Source organism: Rhodococcus sp. NPDC049939, from assembly GCF_040656415.1.
Lineage (GTDB): Bacteria > Actinomycetota > Actinomycetes > Mycobacteriales > Mycobacteriaceae > Rhodococcus_F.
The window spans coordinates 851,798-870,658 of the sequence record NZ_JBFAMC010000001.1 but is presented as its reverse complement, the minus strand read 5'-3'; the positions used below and the strand labels follow the sequence as shown (position 1 = coordinate 870,658).

The window sequence follows — 18,861 nt, the reverse complement described above, 5'->3', positions numbered from 1 at the left end:
GCTTGTCTTCTGCGATCCGTAGCGCCAGCAAACCATCGAGTTGGACAATTGTCTAGTAGTTTCAGCCGGAACACTCGCTCGGTGTCACGGCAGCTCGACCGCCTTCGCCGCGATAACGCGCACTGTCTCGTCGAACGCCGCGATCATCCCTTCGCGGTCCCTGTCGACCAGCCATCGCAGCACCACACCGTCCACCAAGGCCAGCCCGAGGCGAGCGATCTCCTCGACCGGAGTCTTCCAACGCACTTCAGCTATCTCCGCGCACGCCGAGAGGAACTCGATGGCCTCGTTGTCCATCTTCCGGTACTGCTGCCCCGCAATGTCCGCCGAATGCTCGCCTGCCGATGCGCGGTGCCTCAATGCCTGCGCAGTGATCTCGTACGTCAGCAGCTGCCGATCCGGCGTTCCTACGATCGTCGGAAGCATTTGACTCAATCCGATATGCAGGAGTTCCTGCAACCCAGCCAAACCGCGCAGATCCGGAGCGTGCTTCACCTCACCGAACGCTTGTCGCATCGACTCGCTCAGCTGCTGAACCAGACTCTCTCCCATCGCGGCGAGAAGTTCCTCTTTGCTCTCGAAGCAATAGTGCACAACACCGAGGGAGACGCCCGCCTCCTCTGCCACCGCGCGCACGGTGACCGACGCGACACCACGCTGCTCGGCGATGGTCAACGCGGACTCGACAAGCTGGGCACGACGTTCATCTGCAGGAAGCCTGTTCAGCATCCCTCGATCGTAGAACCTGCCCCGCCCGCGGCTGCGAGCGACACGGAGACCAGACCACCCCCCCGCTCTTGCTTGGACGAGCGTCCAAGTTCATTATTGACGAATGGCACAAAACACATGGCGCAATTGGGCGGGCACCGAGACCGCAAACCCACAGCACATCGCAACTCCGCGATCGGTAGAAGAGTTGAGCGCGCTAGTCGCGGGCGCCGCACGTCAGGGACAGTCCGTCAAGGCCGTTGGGGCTGGACACTCGTTTACCGGGGTCGCCGTCACCGATGGCATCCTCGTCAGCCTCGACGCCCTCACCGGGGTCGACTCCGTGATCCCTGATGAGGAGGGCGGCGCCCTCGTCACCGTGTTCGCAGGCACTCGGCTTCGCGCCCTCAATGAGCAGCTCTGGGAACTCGGCCTTGCCATGATCAATCTCGGCGACATCGATGTGCAGTCCTTCGCGGGCGCGCTGTCCACCGGAACCCATGGCACAGGAGCTGGATTCGGGGGTCTGGCCACGCAGGTCGCCGCACTGCAGATCGTACTGGCGGACGGTTCGGTGGTGGACTGTTCTCCGACACACAACCCCGAGCTGTTCGAAGCAGGACGTCTTGGGCTCGGCGCGATCGGGATCATATCGAAGGCCACGATCCGGTGTGTTCCCAAGTACATGTTGCATGCCGTCGAGGCCCCCGAGTCACTGGACGCGACTCTGGATCGGCTCGACCACGACCGCGACACCGTCGACCATTTCGAGTTCTACTGGTTCCCCCACACCCGCCGCGTGCTGACGAAGCGCAACACCCGGCTTTCGGGTGACATTCCGCCGTCGCCGATTCATCCGGTGCGCGCATACATCGACGACGAACTGCTCTCCAACCTCGTATTCGAAGGCATCAACCGAGTCGCAACCCTCGCACCGTCTGCGATTCCCAGGATCAATCGTGTGTCCTCACGCGCCTTGAGCGCGCGCGAGTTCACGGACCGCAGCTATCGTGTCTTCGCATCGGAACGGCGTGTGAGATTCCGGGAGATGGAGTACGCAATTCCCGCCGAGGCACTTCCGGAGACACTCGCGTCGATCGACCGGTGGGTGGAGAAGTCGGACTTCACGGTGGCGTTCCCTGTCGAGATCCGATTCGCCGCCGCCGACGACGTATGGCTCTCGACGGCGAACGGACGCGATACCGCATACATCGCGGTCCACCAGTACCACCGCCGAGACCACGAGCCCTATTTCAGCGCGGTCGAAGCCATCGCTCGGGAAGTGGATGGCCGACCACACTGGGGCAAGATGAACAGCCGTACCGCAGACGACTTGCGTCCGACGTATCCGAACTTCGACGAGTTCATCGCCGTGCGCGACAAGTACGACCCGGAAAGGGTGTTCGGCAACGCGTACCTGCGCCAGGTCCTCGGGAACTGATGCCCTCTGATCGGTAGTGCGATCGCGGCCGACGACCCGGGTCAGTTCAGTCCTGGGTCGTCGGCCGCGTCCAACTCACAAGATGCCTGCCTGCGGTCCGTAAGCCCGATCGTCAGCGGCGCAGGAGTTCCGCCTTTCTCGCGTCGCTCGCAAACGAGGCTTTTATCGAGTTGCGTGCCAACGTCTCCCGCTCCTCGTTTGTAAGACCGAGTTGGTCCCTCAGCTGGCTGAAGTTCTCATCCACGTATCCGCCGAAGTACGCGGGGTCATCGGAATTGACTGTCACCAGCAACCCCGCCTCCATCATGCTTCGCAGCGGGTGATCGGACAGAGAGTCGACAACGCACAGCCTCACATTCGACAGCGGGCACACCGTCAACGGCACTTCCTCGTCGACCAACCGGGATACCAGGGCGGGGTCCTCCAGCGCCCGGACCCCGTGGTCGATACGCTCGGCGCCGAGGAGATCGAGCGCCTGCCAAATGTACTCCGGCGGACCCTCCTCCCCTGCGTGGGCCACGACGTGCAACCCCTCCGAGCGCGCGCGGGCGAACACATCCTCGAACAGCGACGGCGGGTACCCGACCTCGGCCGAGTCCAGGCCCAGACCGATGATCGGCGTGCGCAATCGGATGATCTCCGAAAATACTTCTTCCGCTTCACGCACCGGGCGGTCACGCAGAATCGCGGCAATAGCGGCACTGCTCAGGCCGAACTCCCGCTCACTGGCCGCCACCGCGTCCATGATCCCGTCGGCTACCTCCTGCAGCGGAACACCCCGATTGACATGGGCCTGCGGGTTGAAGAAGAACTCGACGTGCGCGACCCCCGCGGACGATGCCCTCGCGAAGTATGCGCGGGTGAGGTCGGCGAAGTCCTGGGCTGTCCGTAGCACCTGCATGTTGGCGAAGTAGAGGTCCAGAAAGGACTGCAGGTCGGTGAACGCGTACCGCGAGCGAAGATCGTCGAGGTCCTTGTAAGGCAGCTGCACGGAGTTCCGTTCGGCCATCTCGAAGATCAACTCGGGTTCGAGAGATCCCTCGATGTGCATGTGCAACTCGGCGACTGGAGAACTCACGGGTATTACCTGCCTTTTCACTGCCTTGCCGGCGACGTCGCCATCAGACGATACGGACGAAGCCGTCGCTGTCGATACACGCGGTGTCGCCGGTGTGGAACCAGTCACCCGTGAAACACTTCTCTGTGACCTCCGGTCTGTTCCAGTATCCACGCATCACTCCCGGTCCACGACATAGCAATTCACCGTATCCGCGGGCAGCGTCAGGGCCGAACAACGCCACTTCCATACCGCCGAAGGCGATGCCGACACTTCCCGCGTGTGTGACAGCACACTCGTCGGGCAACGCCAAGCCCGCGCCACAGGTCTCGGTCATGCCCCAGCAAAGGAAGTGTTTCGCATCCGGGAAGGTCCGATGCAGTAACCGCGCCTGGTCAGCGGACAGGCCGACACCTCTGTAGTCGATCCAGCGCAACGTTCGGCGAACGAAGTTCACCGCCTTGGAGTTCTCCGCGGCCTGTACCAGAACCGTGGGTGCCGCGGTGAGCACATCCGCTCCGGTCCCCCGCCAGGTGACCACATCTCGGCTCGCAGTCAGCAGGGCCGTTCCACCGACTACCAGCGTCGACAGTAGTTCGACAAGCGATCCGACCGTGTGCAGTTCAGGATCGACCAGCAGGTTTCGCAACCCCTCGTCGCTGAAACCGCGCGCATGAACCACGGATTCGATGGTCGACAGGAGATTCTCGTTGCTCAGCTCTACGCCCCTCAGAGAGCCCGATGCGTCGGGCGCGTACGACAGCAGCACCAACTCCTCCGGGCCGGCACCGTCGTCGATGTACGAGACACCGTCCGGCATTTCACCGTCGAGGATCAGCACCGATCCACTGTCGGCAATCACCCATTCGCTCTGAGCGTCGTCGAGCGCCGGACTGATACCGACAGGTACACCGCCGGCCAGTAGTACACCGATGAAAGCCTCGACCCAGCCCAGCCCCATGGACTGGCGGACGGCGACACGGTCGCCGATCTCGACGCCCCTCTCCTTCAGTCCGCCTGCTATCCGCGCCGCCGCCGCCCACAGTTGCGAGAACGTCAGCGATCGACCGTCGTCCTCCTCAACGGCGACCCGGCCTGCATAGCGATGCACGGCAACATCGAGCAGTTCTGTGAGCGAGGGGTTGAGCCCGCCGTACCGGAGGATGCCATCCCGAGCACGGACCACCCTGTCGTCACGGAAGAAAGCACCATGGCACGGGTACTCGACGAGAGACGACAGCATCTGCACCTCCGCTGATGACACTGCTGAGCGACCGGAACGGTGCCACAACTATATGAGACGCAGATCACAATATAGGGCAGGGTGCGGAAGACCCCTAGCGTCCCTGGTAGGTCGCCTTGCCCGGTCCGACGTCGAGGAAACTGCGTACCGCACCACGAAGGTCGTCGGTCGCAAACAACGCAGCCGACACATCGGGAGTGATCGAATCGGCGTGAGCGACTCCACCCGACCGCCACGCGGAAATGATCTGCTTCGTGGCATCGTGCGCGCGGGTCGGTCCGTCTGCGAGCCGTGCTGTGAGTGCGCGTGCCGCAGAGTCGACGTCCTCATGGACAGCGTTGACCACACCCCAACTCTGCAGAGTCGCGGCATCGTATAGATCGCCGGTCATGACCAACTCACGGGCACGACCGGATCCCGCGCGCTCGGCCAGGCGCTGCGGCCCACCCATCGATGGTGTGAGTCCGACGACGTTCTCGACGAGACCGAACTTCGCCTGCGGAGCGGCAAGGATGATGTCGCAGGCGAGTGCGATCTCGAAGGCTGCGGTCAGCGTCAAGCCATGCGCTGCGTACACGACGGGACACGGCAACTGCTCGAGACGGTGGCAGATCGAAGCAAACAACTCCTGCCATAGGCTGGCCGCCGACTCCGCGGCCAAACCGTTGAAGAGGTTCACGTCAACTCCAGCCGATACCACTTTTCCCTCGGCGCGCAACAGCACCGCCCGCGGCGGATTCTCGGCAAGAGTGGCGACATCCGTCCGCAGGGCATCGAACATCGACTGGTCGAAGAGATTCAGCTGACCATGGGCGAAAGTGAGTATCGCGATTTCGGCGCCGGCGTCGGTGCGTACACGGTCGAGTCGGGTGGGATGTGTGGCGGCAGGCTCTGTCATGTCGCCAGAGTGCCACACCGTTCGCGCCTACGATCGAAGTGTGGACCCGCTGCGATCGGCGCTAGCCGACGCCGTCGGAGAACGGTTCGTGAACTCGGACCCCGACGTGCTGGCCGCCCGCGCCACCGACCACACCACTCGCTACCACGGGTGGGCAAGCGCACTCGTCCGGCCTGCCGATGCCGCAGAAGTCTCGGCGGTCCTGAGCATCTGCCGTCGGGCAGGAGCCAAGGTCACTGTGCAGGGTGGCCGAACCGGCCTCGAGGCGGGGACCGTTCCGGAACACGACGACGTATTGCTGTCCACCGAAAGGCTGACCTCAGTTGGCGACGTCGACGGCGACGAGCTTCGGATCAGCGTCGGTGCCGGCGTCACCCTGGCCACGCTCCAGCGAACCGTGACCCCGGCCGGTCTACGGTTCGGCGTCGACATCGCCTCGCGGGACTCCGCGACGATCGGGGGGATGGTGGCGACAGACGCGGGCGGTCTCCACACCGTGCGGTACGGGCACATGGCCGCCCAGGTGCTAGGTCTCGAAGTGGTACTTCCCGACGGCACGATCGTCAGACGCCGGAGGCGGGTGGGTGCCGAGAACTGCGGATACGACATGTCTGCGCTATGGACGGGCAGCGAAGGCACACTAGGCGTGATCACCGCTGTCGACCTCGCGCTCCACCGAGCCCCGGGACATTGCGTGGCCGCTCTCGCAGGCTTCGCGGACCTGTCGCGGCTCATCGAAGCCGTTCGGGTGCTACGACGCCTCGACGGCGTAGACGCGGTGGAACTGCTGGATGGCCGCGGCCTCGAATTGGCCTCCTCCCGGCTGGGATTCGCGGTTCCCGCCGAACTGCCGTGGTATCTGCTGGTGGAGATGGAGGGCTCATGCGATTGCACGGAGGAGTTGGCCGAGGCCCTGCAACGGTGCGATCCTGACGACGAACCCGCCGTCGGGATGGATCCTGCGGGCCGGGCCCGAGTGTGGGCGGCGCGCGACGCCTTCGCCGAGGTGGTCCAATTGTTCGGTGCCCCTGTCAAGTTCGACGCCGCGCTCCCCCTCGACGCCATCGCCGCGTTTGTCGACGAGGTCGTCGCACTGGTGGCAGACCGAGCAGAAGGCGCGATCCCGGTGCTGTTCGGCCACATCGCCGATGGGAACGTACACCTCAACGTGCTTCGCTGCCTCGACGAGTCCGTTCTGTACCGCCCGGTGACGGAACTGATCCGCGATCACGGAGGTGTGATCGCCTCCGAACACGGCGTCGGGGCCCACAAGCGGAACTATCTCGACTTCGCGCGCAGCCACGCGGACATCAGCGCAATGTGGGCGATCAAGCGCGCCCTCGATCCTGACGACTATCTCAACCCGGCAGTGATGTTTCCCGACTGGTTGAGGCAACCGAACTGACCTCGTGCCGCAACTGTCGCCTGGGTCGGGCGAAACACGCCGAGGCGGCGAACCCGACCAGCAGGACTGCCGCAGGCAACCACACCGACTGTGACATGGCGATGCTGAACGGCTCCTTTACGAACGCGGGTAGTTCGCGCACACCCGACTCCTGGCTTCCACTGCTCAACCCATGGGCATTCAGTCGAGCGGTGATCAGGGCACCGGTCGCAGCACTACCGAGCACCGCACCGATCTGACGTGCCGTGTTGTAGACGCCTGCACCGGCGCCCGCCTTCTGAGCCGGCAGATTGTGCGTGGCCGTCGCGGCAATTGGCGACCAGATGCAGGCGTTGGCCAGCCCGATCAGCCCGATGGGCAGCAACAGTTTCCAGATCTCGACATCCGGCGACATGACCGTAGCCAGCCATCCCAGCGCGACGGCGAACAGCAGGAATCCCGCGCCTGCGATGTACCGCGGGTGGGTCCGGTCCACCAGCCTGCCGACGAACGGGGCGAGCACCCCTGTCAGCACCGCCATCGGCACCAGCAGCAACGCCGAGGTCGTCGGTGACAGTCCGCGTACTGCCTGGGTGTAGAACATCAGGGGCAGCACCATCGAGGTAATCGCGAAACCCATCGCGGTGATGGCCACGTTGGCAAGGCAGAAATTTCGATCCTTGAACAGAACCAGCGGGAGCAACGGCTCACTTCTGTTCAGTGACTGGTGCCAGACGAATGCCCCGAGCAGGAGCAGTCCTGCACCGATCGACCCCCATACGATCGCTGACCAGTCGTAGGAATTGCCTTCCTGGATTCCGAACACGAGAAAGAACATGCCGAGCGCGCTGAGGACGACACCAGGGATGTCGAACTTGTGCCGGTGGGTCTCCAGCGACGGAACCAGGCGCCACGCCAGCACGAACGCAACCACACCGATCGGTACGTTGACGAAGAAGATCCATTCCCAGCCGAGGTAGTCGACGAGTACCCCGCCGGCGAGCGGTCCCACCAATGTGGCCACGCCCGCGACCGCACCCCACAGACCCATCGCCGTGCCGCGACGATCGGGCGGGAACGTACGGGTGATGACGGCCATCGTCTGCGGCGTCATGAGCGCCGCGCCCAGTCCCTGGAACACCCGGGCCACGATGAGCGTTGTGATCGTGCCCGACAGTCCGCACCACAACGACGCCGCCGTGAACAGCACGAGCCCGATCATGTAGATGTTCTTCGGGCCGAATCTATCTCCGAGGCGACCTGACACCAGAAGCGGAACCGCATACGCCAGCAGGTAGGCGCTGGTGACCCAGACGACGTTGTTGATGTCGGTCTGCAGAGCGTCCATGATCGCGGGGTTTGCCACCGCCACGATCGTGCTGTCGACGAGGATCATGAAGAATCCGATGACCAGAGCCCACAGGGCCGGCCACGGATTTCGGCGCTCGAGTGGGGAGGCGTTCGGTGCAGTGCGGGCGGTATCCATCATCAATCCTTGCCCAAACCGGATTGTGACCGACGCGACTTTGCCAGTTGATCAAGGAGTTCCTCTGTGAGCCAAGGCAAGTCACCACATTCTATTTCCGCTACCAATGTGCTGAGCCACTTGTGTTCGGCGCGGGTAAGGGTGAGGAGGTACTCGTCGCCAAGGACGAAGATCCTGGGGGTCTCGATGGAATAGGCTTGCGCGGTGGCGGTCTCGAGATCATCGATCGCCTTCTCGAGATGACCGAGGCGGTCACGTAGCAGTCCCACCACGGTGGCGGCATCGACATTGTGAGCCTCCGCCAATGCCAGAGGGAACTGTGGGAACTCGCTCCCCAGATTGGCAATCATCTCGCTGACACGGTCCACCAGCGCCTTCCGGCCTGTGTCCGTGATCTCGTACATGGTGCGCTCGGGCCGATTCCCCGTCCGATCGGTGCCGGTGGCGCGCACAAGCCCTTCGCCCTCGAGCCTGTTCACGGTGTGGTAGAGCGAGCCTGGCCGGATCTTCACCACACGTCCGCGCCGGAGAGTCGCAAGTTGATACATCTCGTACGGGTGCATCGTGCGTTCACACAGTAGGCCGAGGATGGTGACGCCGAGCGGAGTGAGAACCACGGTGACCACCTCCACAAATAGTTCGTATCGAATACTCCGTGTGGACCATACAGCTCGGGTGGAAAGGGGACAAGCGGCTACCGTAGGCGGGTGGACACCCATCACCTCGACATCGTCCGACTCGCGTGGTCGCGGGAGTTGGGGTTGCGCGACGACGCGATGACTGACCCCGACCACGTCGCCACCCGCGTCGACGACGACGCGGGTACCCTCCGATTCGTTCAGATCGGCTCTGTATCTGCACTCGTCGGACCTGGGTGGGTCGTCGAGCGCGCGAACGAATATCCGCCCGACGCGCTGATGGAGCCCGCCACTTTGCTCGCTCTCACCCAAGACCACGCCGGCCGTTGCTCCGGCCCATTCGTCCTCGCGTTCACGACGGAGTATCAGGACACGGAGAGTGCGCTCCGCCCGCTCGTCGCGCGCGACCTCGACCACGTGCGCCGCCTCGAGAGCATGTGCCCACCCGACGACGTAGCCGAGGCACGCGTCAGTGAACTCGGGCACTGGTTCACCGTGCTCGACGAGGCACAACACACGCTCTGCACGGCGGGATACGTCGAATTCCAAGGCCTGCTCGCCGATGTCGGTGTGCTCACGGCGCCGGCTCTACGCCGCCGCGGCCTCGGCACTCTTGCCGCCGGAATCGCTACCGACGACGCACTGGACAGTGGCCTGGTCGCCCAATGGTGTTCACACCGCAACAATCTCGCGTCCCGAGGGTTGGCGACGCGCACGGGATACCGCGAGCTGGGAACATCCATCTCGCTCTCGATATTGCGAAGTACACTCTGACACAACACCGACAGGCGGGACAGCACACCATGACAGAACGCGCGGATGACCCTGACGGCAATACGAGCTCCTACGTCGAGCCCGGCGAATTCAACCGGGACACACGCTACATCGGCACCCGAATAACCGCAGACGGGCGTGACGGGTACCCCACTGAAGCGGGTCGCTACCGCCTCGTCGCGGCCCGCGCTTGCCCCTGGGCGAACCGAGCCGTCATCGTCCGGCGTCTCCTCGGACTCGAGGACGCGCTGTCGCTGGGCCTGTGCGGGCCCACACACGACAAGCGCAGCTGGACTTTCGATCTCGATCCCGGTGGAGTCGATCCGGTTCTGAAAATCCCCCGCCTGCAGGACGCCTATTTCGCACGGTTCCCCGACTACCCGCGCGGTATCACGGTGCCCGCAATCGTCGACGTGCCGTCCGGACAGGTGGTCACCAACGACTATCCGCAGATCACACTCGACCTGTCGTCGGAGTGGACGCGATACCACCGCGACGGCGCCCCCGACCTCTACCCCGACAACCTGAGGGACGAGATCGACGAGGTAGCCGACCTCGTCTACCACGACGTGAACAACGGTGTCTACCGGTGCGGGTTCGCCGGATCACAGGAAGCGTACGAGTCCGCCTACGACAAGCTGTTCTCGCGACTGGACTGGCTCGAAGATCGGCTCACCGATCGCCGGTTCCTCGTCGGTGACACGATCACCGAAGCGGACGTGCGCCTGTTCACCACACTGGCTCGTTTCGACGCCGTCTATCACAACCATTTCAAGTGCAATCGGAACAAACTCGACCAGATGCCCGCCCTGTGGGCATATGCCCGCGACCTCTTCCAGACACCCGGGTTCGGCGACACGATCGACTTCACTCAGATCAAGCAGCACTACTACATGGTGCACACCGACATCAATCCAACCCGCATCGTGCCGAAGGGGCCCGACCTGTCCGGTTGGCGGGAACCGCACGGACGCGAGCAACTCGGCGGCCGACCGTTCGGAGATGGCACCCCACCGCCCCCACCGAAGCCGGCCGAGGCGGTACCCGCAGGTCACGGAGCGTAATCAGACCTTTTCAGCGCGATCAGGACCTGGGGCCAACGATCGCGGTGGTGGAAATTCCCGGCACCGGAATGCGCGATTCCGACACCACAACGATCGCTACCGGGTCAGCACGCGGACCTGTACACCCACTGCGCGCCGTCGGTGTCGAGGTTGTCTGCGGTGATCACCTGGAAACCGGTCTGGATGTCTCGGGTAACCGGATTACCGTCGAGTGCGTTCATGGCCTGATCGAAACCGTCCTTGCCGATTACGGCGGGTTCCTGGGCGATGAGTGCTTGCACCGTGCCATCCCGCAGTTGGTTGACCTGCGCCGGACCTGCATCGAAGCCAACGAGTTTGACCTGATCCTGCATGTTGGCCTGGCGGATACCGGTAGCGGTGCCCTCAGAGGCGAAGAGATTGGTAGCAAAAACACCGACGATGTCGGGATCCCGTGACAGTGCCGCGGTGATCAGCCTGGCTGCCTCGGCCGGATCGTTGTGGCTGTACTGCACGCCGAGAAATTCGAACGCCGGGTCCTGCGCGACCGCTTGCTCGAAGCCCGCCGCTCGCGCGTCGGTGGTGGAAATACCTGGGTCGACACTCATCACGAGAACCTTTCCGCCGTCCGGGTTCATCTGCTTGATCGCGTCGAATGCCTCGGCGCCACCACCTATGTTGTCCGACGCGACCTGGGACACAGCGAAGGACGGATCGTCGACAGTAGCGTCGACGAGCACGATCTCGATACCTTGCCTTGCCGCCGCGTCGAGGGGTGCCTGCATAGCCGCGGAATCGGTGGGCGCGATGAGAATTGCGTCAGGACGGGAAGCAACCACTGAGTCGAGCACTGTCTTCTGCAGTGAGGGGTCGAACTGGGTAGGACCCTGAGTGTTGACGCTGACCCCTTGAGCCGCGGCCTCTTGTTCGATGGCGCACTGCATGCTGATGTAGAACTCGTCGCCGGCCACACCCTGGACGAAGGCTACCTCCTTGGTGCCGCTTCCCCCTGCGCCGGAGCACGCCGACAACACCAGCGCGCCCGCGGCACCGAGAGCGAATATCGTAGCGACCCTGCGTGACTTCTTCGTCATTGTTGACACACTCCTGTTCGGATGTTGGTGAGAGTTGGTGCATCCGTGCACATGCCGGGGTTCACTACGGACCGCGAGACCATAGTTTGCGCAGGGAAGAGAGCTTCGACGACTCCGATCGACCGCGGGAAGCGGCGGAACGGCGACGTTGGTCTATGTAGACCGCAGCGATCAGAACCGCACCGACGGCGACTTGCTGCCAGAACGGCTGGACACCGATGATCACGAATCCGTTCTGCAGAACTGCGGGAATGAAGAGCCCCACCATCGTCCCGAAGATCGTGCCTATGCCGCCGAAGAGGCTGGTGCCACCGAGCACGACGGCGGCGATCACGTTCAGGTTCGTCTCGGACTGGCCGGCAATTGCGGTGGTGCTGTACTGAGCCAGCGACAGGATGCCGGCTATGCCGGCAAGGGTGCCCGACAGTGCGTAGACCTTGATCAGATGCCTGTCCACCTTGACGCCGACACGCCTTGCAGATTCCTCATTCGACCCTATTGCGTAGGTGTAGAGGCCGAACTTCGTGCGGTGCAGGATGATCGAGAACGAGATGATGAATACGAGGGCAATCACCGAGATGACCGGAATGGAGGTGGCGGGTAGGTTTCCGTAGCCAATGGTGTCGACGAGAACAGGCGGAACGTCACGAATGTCGACGCCACCGGTAATCACCTGCGCCAGACCGAGTGCGCCGCCCAGGGTTCCGAGCGTCACGATCAGCGGTGGAACCTTTGCCTTGGCAACCAGAAACCCGTTGAGTGCACCCCACGCCATACCGGCGAGGATCGAGACGATGATCCCGACGATGGCCGTGCCCCAGCCTGCCCCGCCAGTCGCTTGCATTGCCTTGGCGGCCACGACGCCGGAGAAGACCAGGACAGATCCGATCGACAGGTCGATACCCGCCGTCACGATCACGAAGGTCATACCGATACCGAGGATCGCCAGAATCGACACGTTCTGGATGATCAGCCGGATATTGCCCCATGCGAGGAATGTGTCGGGTGCCATTGCACCGAACACCGCACAGATCATCAACAGCACCAACAGGATCTGGATGATCGGGATCCGCAGCAGTTTGCCGGGGGTCCAGCCGGCACGGGCTGATTCCGCGTCCGGTTCACCCGTCGGCAGCGAGGTGGGAGTGGTCGCGGTTTGACTGGACATGGCTACGCGGCTCCGGTGATTGCGCCGGTCATCGCACCGACAAGTTCTTCCATGGAGGTGTTCTCTGCTTCGTAGGTGGCCACACGTCGCCCTCGACGTAGCACCTGCACCCGATCCGCCACCTCTATCACGTGCGGCATGGAGTGACTGATGAAGACCACCGCGACGCCTGTGTCGCAGATTCGTCGAATCGTGTCGAGGACATTCTTGGTCTGCACAACCCCCAGGGCTGCCGTGGGCTCGTCGAGGAAGACCACCCCTTTGGCCCATGCCACCGCGCGCGCGATCGCTATCGCCTGTTGCTGGCCACCCGACATGACTCCGACCGGGTCGGTCAGGGTAAGGACTGTCGCCCCGAGATCGTCGAGAGCTTTGCGAGACCTCACTCGCATCGTTTTGGTATCGAGGAAGCCGAGGCGGCCGAGCAATCCCTGCGCACGCAGTTCACGACCGAGAAACATGTTCTGCGCGGCATTGAGGTGTGGCGCGAGCGCAAGATCCTGATATACGGTCTCGATTCCCAATTCGCTTGCCGCACTAGGGCTTCTAAGGTCCACCGGCGAGCCTGAGAACAGTATCTCCCCCGAGTCGAGGCTCAGGTTTCCCGACATCGCCTTTACGAGCGTCGACTTGCCGGCGCCATTGTCGCCGATCAGAGCGACGACCTCACCGGGATATATCTCGAAATCGGCGCCGTCCAGTGCTCTTACATGCCCGAAACTGCGAGATAACCCTCGTGCTTCCAGGATCGGCGTGGCCGTTGGCGCAGCATTCGTCACAGGCACTCCTTGGTTGTGTGCTCCAGTCGCGGCCGTGATTCCGTTCTGCGCGGATTCGCCGCTCACCACGTGCTGTCCTCGGCGGAGAGATCGTCGAGTACGTCGACCAACACATCAGCACGCGAACGCATCGCTTCGACGAGATCGGCGTTGCGCAGATCCACCTCGTGGGTCCATTCGCGAGCCTGGGCGAAGGTCTTCCCGAACGCCTGGTGCCGCCCGATCAACCGATCTTCCCGCACACGGTGGGGGACGTCGAGGAACCAGACCTCGTCCAATGCCGGGCGCACATCTTCCCAACCGCCGCTGCCCATCAGTAGATAGTTTCCCTCTGTCACGACCAAGGGAACATCCCTGTGGACCGGAACTGCGCCTCCGATGGGCTCCTCTAGGACGCGATCGAACACAGGGGCGTGTATCACCGGAGACTGCTGATGACGCAACCGCTTCAGCAGCGCAACGTAGCCGTCTGCGTCGAAGGTGTCCGGCGCACCCTTACGGTCCATACGTCCGAGTCGGAGCAATTCATCATTGGCAAGGTGGAATCCGTCCATCCCGACGAGCACGGCCTGCTTCCCCAGCGCTGCCACCAGCACCTCGGACAGCGTCGACTTTCCGGCGCCGGGCGATCCAGGTATGCCGAGCAGTCGTCGCTGCCCACCCGCGATCATGGCGCGGGCACGATCGGCCAGTTCGCCTACCGTCGCCGCGAGACTCGTTGGTTCACAGAAGTATTCGCCATGCGGCATACTAACGGCAGGGACCACAGCATCTTTGCGCCCTTCAGTGCGTTCTCGAAATCGGGCGCATGATGCTCGCTGAAACATAACCGCTGGTCCTGTCGGTGACACCTCATGGAAATCGACGATCTCTAGTGTGACCTAGATAACTCTCCTTGTCACTATCTGCAGCGAAATTAATGTCACCGATGACATGGCATGGTTGATGTCACCGATGACATGGCAGGTCTGCATAGACTCGTGACATCGATGACATGACGCTATGATGAGTTCATCCAGTCGCGGTCGAACGCCACGAATCCGATCGTCGGCGCTCCCGTGAACCTGACAGAAAGTGATCTCGATGGCTGACTTCAGCGGCAAGTCCATCCTGGTAACAGGCGCGAGCGGGGGCATCGGGGCTGCGACTGTGCGTTTGCTGGTATCGCAGGGTGCCCAGGTTTTCGCCTCCGGTCGGTCCCGCGAGGCGCTCGCGAAGCTCCAGCAGGAAACCGGAGCGCAGCCAATGCCATTCGACCTCGTCTCAGAGGACAGCATTCGCAACGCTCTCTCAGGGCTCGACTTATGGGGCGTGGTCAACTGCGGCGGCTTCGGCGGCGAGATCGCCACCCCACAGGACACCGATATCGAGGTCTTCGACAAGGCAATCAGCATCAACACTCGGGGTGCGCTGCTGGTCATAAAGTATGCGACGCCCTCGATGGTGAAGAAGGGCAAGGGTGGCGCGATCGTCAACGTCTCCAGCCAGGCAGGCCTGGTTGCCCTCCCCGGTCACATTTCCTATGGATCATCGAAAGCCGCACTCGACAACATCACCCGGGTCTCCGCCCTGGAACTGGGCAAATACAACATCCGCGTCAACAGCGTCAACCCGACCGTAGTGATGACGGAAATGTCTGCCTCCTACTGGGGGCAGCCCGAAATCGAGAAGCCTTATCTCGAGCAGATGCCCCTCGGGCGCTGGGCTACCGAAGACGAGATCGCTGCTCCGATCGCCTTCCTCCTGAGCGACGCCGCCTCGATGATCTCCGGTGTCTGTCTGCCGGTCGACGGTGGCTACACCTGCCGTTGAACGAAGGTGGCAAGTCTGTTGTAGCCCACGTATGCGGCCCACATCTGACAAAATCGTTTGGCCAGCAATGACTTACCGGCTGTGCAAACATGATTGCGCTCCGGTCGAAGACCCAAACTGGAAGACCCCAACTAGTCGAAAGCGCGATGATGACCACAATGCAAGATGTTGCGGCGCTGGCGAACGTCAGCGCGAAGACGGTCTCCCGCGTCTACAACGACGATCCTCACGTGGATCCGGGTACGCGAGCGCGCGTCGTGGCAGCACTCGAATCGCTGAACTACGTCCCGAACACGATGGCTACCACCTTCCGCACCGGGCGTCCAACCGCGATCGGACTGGCCGTTCCCGATATCGCCGACCCCTTTTTCGCCGCGCTGGCGCATACCGTCGAGACCCGCGCACACCAGCGGGACATGGCGGTGATCATGACGAGCTTGGGCGACGACCGAGCGCAAGAACGCCCGATTGTCGAGTCATTGCTGCGCCGCCGACTCGGCGGTCTGATCTTGGCCCCGATCGGGTCCGACCACGGTTATCTCAAACGGTGGGCAGGCCACTTACCGACCGTTTTCGTCGACCGGGCAGCGAAAGGGGTTTCAGCAGACAATTTCGTGCACGACGATCACGACGGAGGCTTCGCCGCTACCGAGCATCTCCTGAAGCTGGGGCACCGGCGCGTGGCCTTCATCGGGGACACCGAGCTGATTCCGACCACCAGCAACCGGCTGCTGGGGTACCGGCACGCACTCGACGCCCGGAGCATCCCCGAAGACGAGGACCTGATTGTGATGGGGGTGGAGACGCGCGACGGCGCCAGGGAGGTCCTCACGATGCTGATGTCTCTCGACACACCACCCACCGCCCTGTTCCTGTCGAATGCCCGAATCTCGATGGTGAGCATCCCTGCACTGCAGCAACTGAAGCTCGACGATCTCTCTGTTATCGGATTCGGCGACTTCCCAATGGCTGATGCGATGTGCCCACCACTTACGGTCATCGACCAGAGCCCCTCCGAACTCGGCAGGCAGGCAATCGATCGAGTCCTTCACCGCATCGACCATCCACGCCGCCGTTACCGCCGGGGCAATGTACTTTCCGTGCGTCTCATCGAGCGGGGATCATGCTTTCCGCCAGTACATCGAGAGTGATTGCGTTTGCGCTCCGATCACCCTCGTAATTGTCCGTCGATACCGGCCACCACGCGCGATCGCCTACAGTAGCTCCCAGTACAACGGAAGTACACAGAAAAGGGGGCCGGGGATGATTGGCAATGGCGGATCGGCCGAGAAGGCATTGGTCGAGAGGACATTGGTCTCGGTCCTCGACAACGGAAGCCGCCTTCAGGCCCCCGCGGTAGCCAAGTACGTCGAATGGGTCCGCCGCTCGCATCCCGACGAGTCACCGGCGCAGATCGTGGAGCGGATGGAGAAGATGTTCCTGCTCGCCGTAACGGGTAGCGGCAGCGCTGTCGGTGCCGCCGCCGCCGTTCCAGGGGTCGGCACAGTCGCATCCATCGCGGCAGTGGGTGCGGAATCGGCGTTCTTCCTCGAGGCAGCCGCTCTGCTGACCCTCGCTGTAGCGTCGGTGCACGGGGTCTCTGCCGCCGACCATCAGCAGCGGCGCGCGCTCGTCCTCTCGGTAGCCCTTGGCGAGTCGGGAATCGAGATCGTCCAGAAGGCGACAGGCGTGACGGCGAAGAACTGGGCGACCGCCGTCACCAACCGTGTCCCCGGCTCCACGATGGCCGGCATGAACAACACCTTGGTGCGAAAGTTCATCACGAGGTACGCCGCCCGCCGCAGCGCACTGATTCTCGGCAAACTCGTGCCTGCAGGCATCGGTGCAGCCATCGGCGGCGCAGGCAACCGAGCCATCGGCAGGGGTCTGATAAACAACGCGCGCGAAGCCTTCGGTCCGGCCCCTGCCAAGTGGCCGGACGAGCTTCCCGCACTGGAGGCATGATCGTCGCTGCGCCGGGGCGGGATGTCGTTGCCGACCGCGACCAATCGGCGTTCGGTGGCCTCTAGGTGATCCCCGTCAGCAAGTGGCGGGCTGCGAGGTCAGCTCTACGATCAGGGCCTCGACCTTGGCCTTGATCTCGTCGCGGATCGGACGGACCGCGTCGACGCCCTGGCCGGCCGGGTCATCGAGGACCCAGTCGCGGTAGCTCTTGCCGGGGAAGATCGGGCAGCTGTCGCCGCAGCCCATGGTGATCACCACGTCGGAGGCCAGTACCGCATCGACGGTGAGGGCCTTCGGGTTCTCGGCGGAGATGTCTATACCAACCTCAGCCATCGCTTCGATCGCGGCAGGGTTCACTTGGCCTGCCGGCGCGGAGCCGGCGGAATGCACCTCGATCCGATCCCCGGCGAAAGCGGTGAGGAATCCGGCGGCCATCTGCGAGCGGCCCGCGTTGTGGACGCAGACGAACAGCACCTTCGGTGTGGTGGACATGCAGTGCCTTTCAATGCGGTCAGTCGGTGGCGAGGACGAGTTGACGAAGCAGCTCGCCGACCCTGGCGTCGATGTCGTCGCGGATCCGCCGGACGTGCTCCAGCGGCTGTCCATCCGGGTCGTCGACTGCCCAGTCCAGGTAGCGCTTGCCGGGGTAGACCGGGCACGCTTCCCCGCAGCCCATCGACACCACGACGTCGGCAGCTGCGACGACGTCGTCGGTGAGCGGCTTGGGGAACTCGGAGCCGAGGTCGATCCCGAGCTCGAGCATCGCTTCGATGACGGGCGGTGCGATGGCATCGATCGGTGCCGAGCCGGCGGAGCGGGCGTGGACCCGCCCGGGGGCGTGATGGGCGAGCAGCGCGGCGGCCATCTGGGAGCGGCCGGAGTTGTGGACGCACACGAACAGCACCTCGGGCACAGTCTTCGGCACTGCCCCCTGTGATTGGGCAAGCGCGGTGAGCCGCTCGGCGGCGAACCGTCCGGCCAGCGTCGTCAGGTGGGTGTGCACTTTCGCGACCAGCCTCAGCGCGGTGTAGGACTCGAATACGTACCGCTCGACTGTTTGCGGAGAGAACACCCCGGTGTACTTGGCGGCCAGATCCGCAGCTGTGCGGGCAAGGACCGCTTGTGGCATCAACAGTTCGGGCTGAGCCCGATTATCGCGGGTGCGCAGTTCCTCGTTGAACGACTGATCGGACATCAGTACTCCTTGGACGACACTGGTGCGGCGATGGTGGTTGCGACCGCGATGGCCAGCTCGAAGTTGCTGTCCGCGGCGGCAAACGCGACGGTAGTGCTGCGCTCGTACCCCAGCCTCGTGAAAGAGCCGAGCAGGTAGTCACCACCCCACACTAACGCGATCCACGCCGGCGCCGC

The 18,861-nt window shown here is 63.4% G+C and carries 19 protein-coding genes and 1 pseudogene; 7 read left to right on the top strand and 13 right to left on the bottom strand.

Annotated features, from left to right (window positions below; genetic code table 11):
- Positions 1-84: 84 nt before the first annotated feature.
- Positions 85-729, bottom strand: coding sequence for a TetR/AcrR family transcriptional regulator (locus tag AB0I57_RS03860; protein WP_358330068.1), 645 nt, complete (start codon positions 727-729; stop codon positions 85-87).
- A 103-nt stretch (positions 730-832) separates the two neighbouring features.
- Between AB0I57_RS03860 and AB0I57_RS03855 the strand changes: the two genes are divergently transcribed.
- On the top strand, positions 833-2,149 hold the full coding sequence (locus AB0I57_RS03855) for a D-arabinono-1,4-lactone oxidase (RefSeq protein ID WP_358330065.1): 1,317 nt from the start codon (positions 833-835) through the stop codon (positions 2,147-2,149).
- Positions 2,150-2,261: 112 nt separating this feature from the next.
- Here AB0I57_RS03855 and AB0I57_RS03850 read toward each other — a convergent pair whose 3' ends face one another.
- The 3 genes from AB0I57_RS03850 to AB0I57_RS03840 all read right to left on the bottom strand — a co-directional run bounded on the left by AB0I57_RS03850 (position 2,262) and on the right by AB0I57_RS03840 (position 5,347).
- Positions 2,262-3,227, bottom strand: a complete 966-nt coding sequence (locus tag AB0I57_RS03850) for an adenosine deaminase (RefSeq protein WP_358330063.1) — start codon at positions 3,225-3,227, stop codon at positions 2,262-2,264.
- Positions 3,228-3,270: 43 nt separating this feature from the next.
- Positions 3,271-4,449 carry an AMP-binding protein gene (locus AB0I57_RS03845; RefSeq protein ID WP_358330060.1) on the bottom strand — a complete coding sequence of 393 codons (1,179 nt, stop codon included), beginning with the start codon at positions 4,447-4,449 and terminating at the stop codon, positions 3,271-3,273.
- A 94-nt stretch (positions 4,450-4,543) separates the two neighbouring features.
- The gene (locus AB0I57_RS03840) at positions 4,544-5,347 is read right to left on the bottom strand and encodes an enoyl-CoA hydratase/isomerase family protein (protein WP_358330057.1); all 804 of its coding nucleotides are present in this window, start codon (positions 5,345-5,347) and stop codon (positions 4,544-4,546) included.
- A 40-nt stretch (positions 5,348-5,387) separates the two neighbouring features.
- Here AB0I57_RS03840 and AB0I57_RS03835 point away from each other — a divergent pair, with 40 nt between their 5' ends.
- A complete protein-coding gene (locus tag AB0I57_RS03835) occupies positions 5,388-6,752 on the top strand; it encodes an FAD-binding oxidoreductase (RefSeq protein ID WP_358330054.1) in 1,365 nt (454 codons plus the stop codon).
- On the opposite strand, the gene AB0I57_RS03830 is transcribed toward AB0I57_RS03835, so the two are convergent.
- Both AB0I57_RS03830 and AB0I57_RS03825 read right to left on the bottom strand, forming a co-directional pair.
- Positions 6,706-8,217 (bottom strand): MFS transporter, encoded by a 1,512-nt coding sequence (locus tag AB0I57_RS03830; RefSeq protein WP_358330051.1) that lies wholly within the window; start codon positions 8,215-8,217, stop codon positions 6,706-6,708. The genes AB0I57_RS03835 and AB0I57_RS03830 overlap by 47 nt on opposite strands.
- Before the next feature lie 2 nt (positions 8,218-8,219).
- On the bottom strand, positions 8,220-8,843 hold the full coding sequence (locus tag AB0I57_RS03825; protein WP_358333119.1) for a PadR family transcriptional regulator: 624 nt from the start codon (positions 8,841-8,843) through the stop codon (positions 8,220-8,222).
- A gap of 81 nt (positions 8,844-8,924) precedes the next feature.
- Between AB0I57_RS03825 and AB0I57_RS03820 the strand changes: the two genes are divergently transcribed.
- On the top strand, positions 8,925-9,629 hold the full coding sequence (locus AB0I57_RS03820; protein ID WP_358330048.1) for a GNAT family N-acetyltransferase: 705 nt from the start codon (positions 8,925-8,927) through the stop codon (positions 9,627-9,629).
- 29 nt (positions 9,630-9,658) lie between these two features.
- Positions 9,659-10,693, top strand: a complete 1,035-nt coding sequence (locus AB0I57_RS03815; RefSeq protein WP_358330045.1) for a glutathione S-transferase C-terminal domain-containing protein — start codon at positions 9,659-9,661, stop codon at positions 10,691-10,693.
- Between the two features lie 104 nt (positions 10,694-10,797).
- On the opposite strand, the gene AB0I57_RS03810 is transcribed toward AB0I57_RS03815, so the two are convergent.
- The 4 genes from AB0I57_RS03810 to AB0I57_RS03795 all read right to left on the bottom strand — a co-directional run bounded on the left by AB0I57_RS03810 (position 10,798) and on the right by AB0I57_RS03795 (position 14,462).
- Positions 10,798-11,766, bottom strand: a complete 969-nt coding sequence (locus AB0I57_RS03810; RefSeq protein WP_358330043.1) for an ABC transporter substrate-binding protein — start codon at positions 11,764-11,766, stop codon at positions 10,798-10,800.
- Positions 11,767-11,830: 64 nt separating this feature from the next.
- Entirely contained in the window at positions 11,831-12,934 is a 1,104-nt protein-coding gene (locus AB0I57_RS03805) for an ABC transporter permease (RefSeq protein WP_358330040.1), read from the bottom strand.
- A 2-nt stretch (positions 12,935-12,936) separates the two neighbouring features.
- Complete coding sequence (locus tag AB0I57_RS03800; protein WP_358330037.1) at positions 12,937-13,713, bottom strand: ATP-binding cassette domain-containing protein; 777 nt, start codon at positions 13,711-13,713, stop codon at positions 12,937-12,939.
- A 62-nt stretch (positions 13,714-13,775) separates the two neighbouring features.
- Positions 13,776-14,462 carry a nucleoside/nucleotide kinase family protein gene (locus AB0I57_RS03795; protein ID WP_358330034.1) on the bottom strand — a complete coding sequence of 229 codons (687 nt, stop codon included), beginning with the start codon at positions 14,460-14,462 and terminating at the stop codon, positions 13,776-13,778.
- 334 nt (positions 14,463-14,796) lie between these two features.
- Here AB0I57_RS03795 and AB0I57_RS03790 point away from each other — a divergent pair, with 334 nt between their 5' ends.
- The 3 genes from AB0I57_RS03790 to AB0I57_RS03780 all read left to right on the top strand — a co-directional run bounded on the left by AB0I57_RS03790 (position 14,797) and on the right by AB0I57_RS03780 (position 17,490).
- The gene (locus AB0I57_RS03790; RefSeq protein WP_358330031.1) at positions 14,797-15,525 is read left to right on the top strand and encodes an SDR family oxidoreductase; all 729 of its coding nucleotides are present in this window, start codon (positions 14,797-14,799) and stop codon (positions 15,523-15,525) included.
- Positions 15,526-15,683: 158 nt separating this feature from the next.
- On the top strand, positions 15,684-16,676 hold the full coding sequence (locus tag AB0I57_RS03785) for a LacI family DNA-binding transcriptional regulator (RefSeq protein WP_358330028.1): 993 nt from the start codon (positions 15,684-15,686) through the stop codon (positions 16,674-16,676).
- Between the two features lie 112 nt (positions 16,677-16,788).
- Complete coding sequence (locus AB0I57_RS03780) at positions 16,789-17,490, top strand: hypothetical protein (RefSeq protein ID WP_358330026.1); 702 nt, start codon at positions 16,789-16,791, stop codon at positions 17,488-17,490.
- A 75-nt stretch (positions 17,491-17,565) separates the two neighbouring features.
- Here AB0I57_RS03780 and AB0I57_RS03775 read toward each other — a convergent pair whose 3' ends face one another.
- From AB0I57_RS03775 to AB0I57_RS03765, 3 genes and pseudogenes are all read right to left on the bottom strand, one after another.
- Positions 17,566-17,982 (bottom strand): arsenate reductase ArsC, encoded by a 417-nt coding sequence (locus AB0I57_RS03775; RefSeq protein ID WP_358330023.1) that lies wholly within the window; start codon positions 17,980-17,982, stop codon positions 17,566-17,568.
- A 19-nt stretch (positions 17,983-18,001) separates the two neighbouring features.
- Positions 18,002-18,685: a three-helix bundle dimerization domain-containing protein gene (locus AB0I57_RS03770; protein WP_358330021.1), complete on the bottom strand. Its 684-nt coding sequence runs from the start codon at positions 18,683-18,685 to the stop codon at positions 18,002-18,004.
- A gap of 38 nt (positions 18,686-18,723) precedes the next feature.
- Positions 18,724-18,852: pseudogene (locus AB0I57_RS03765) on the bottom strand (arsenical-resistance protein); the annotation flags it as partial.
- Between the last annotated feature and the right edge of the window lie 9 nt (positions 18,853-18,861).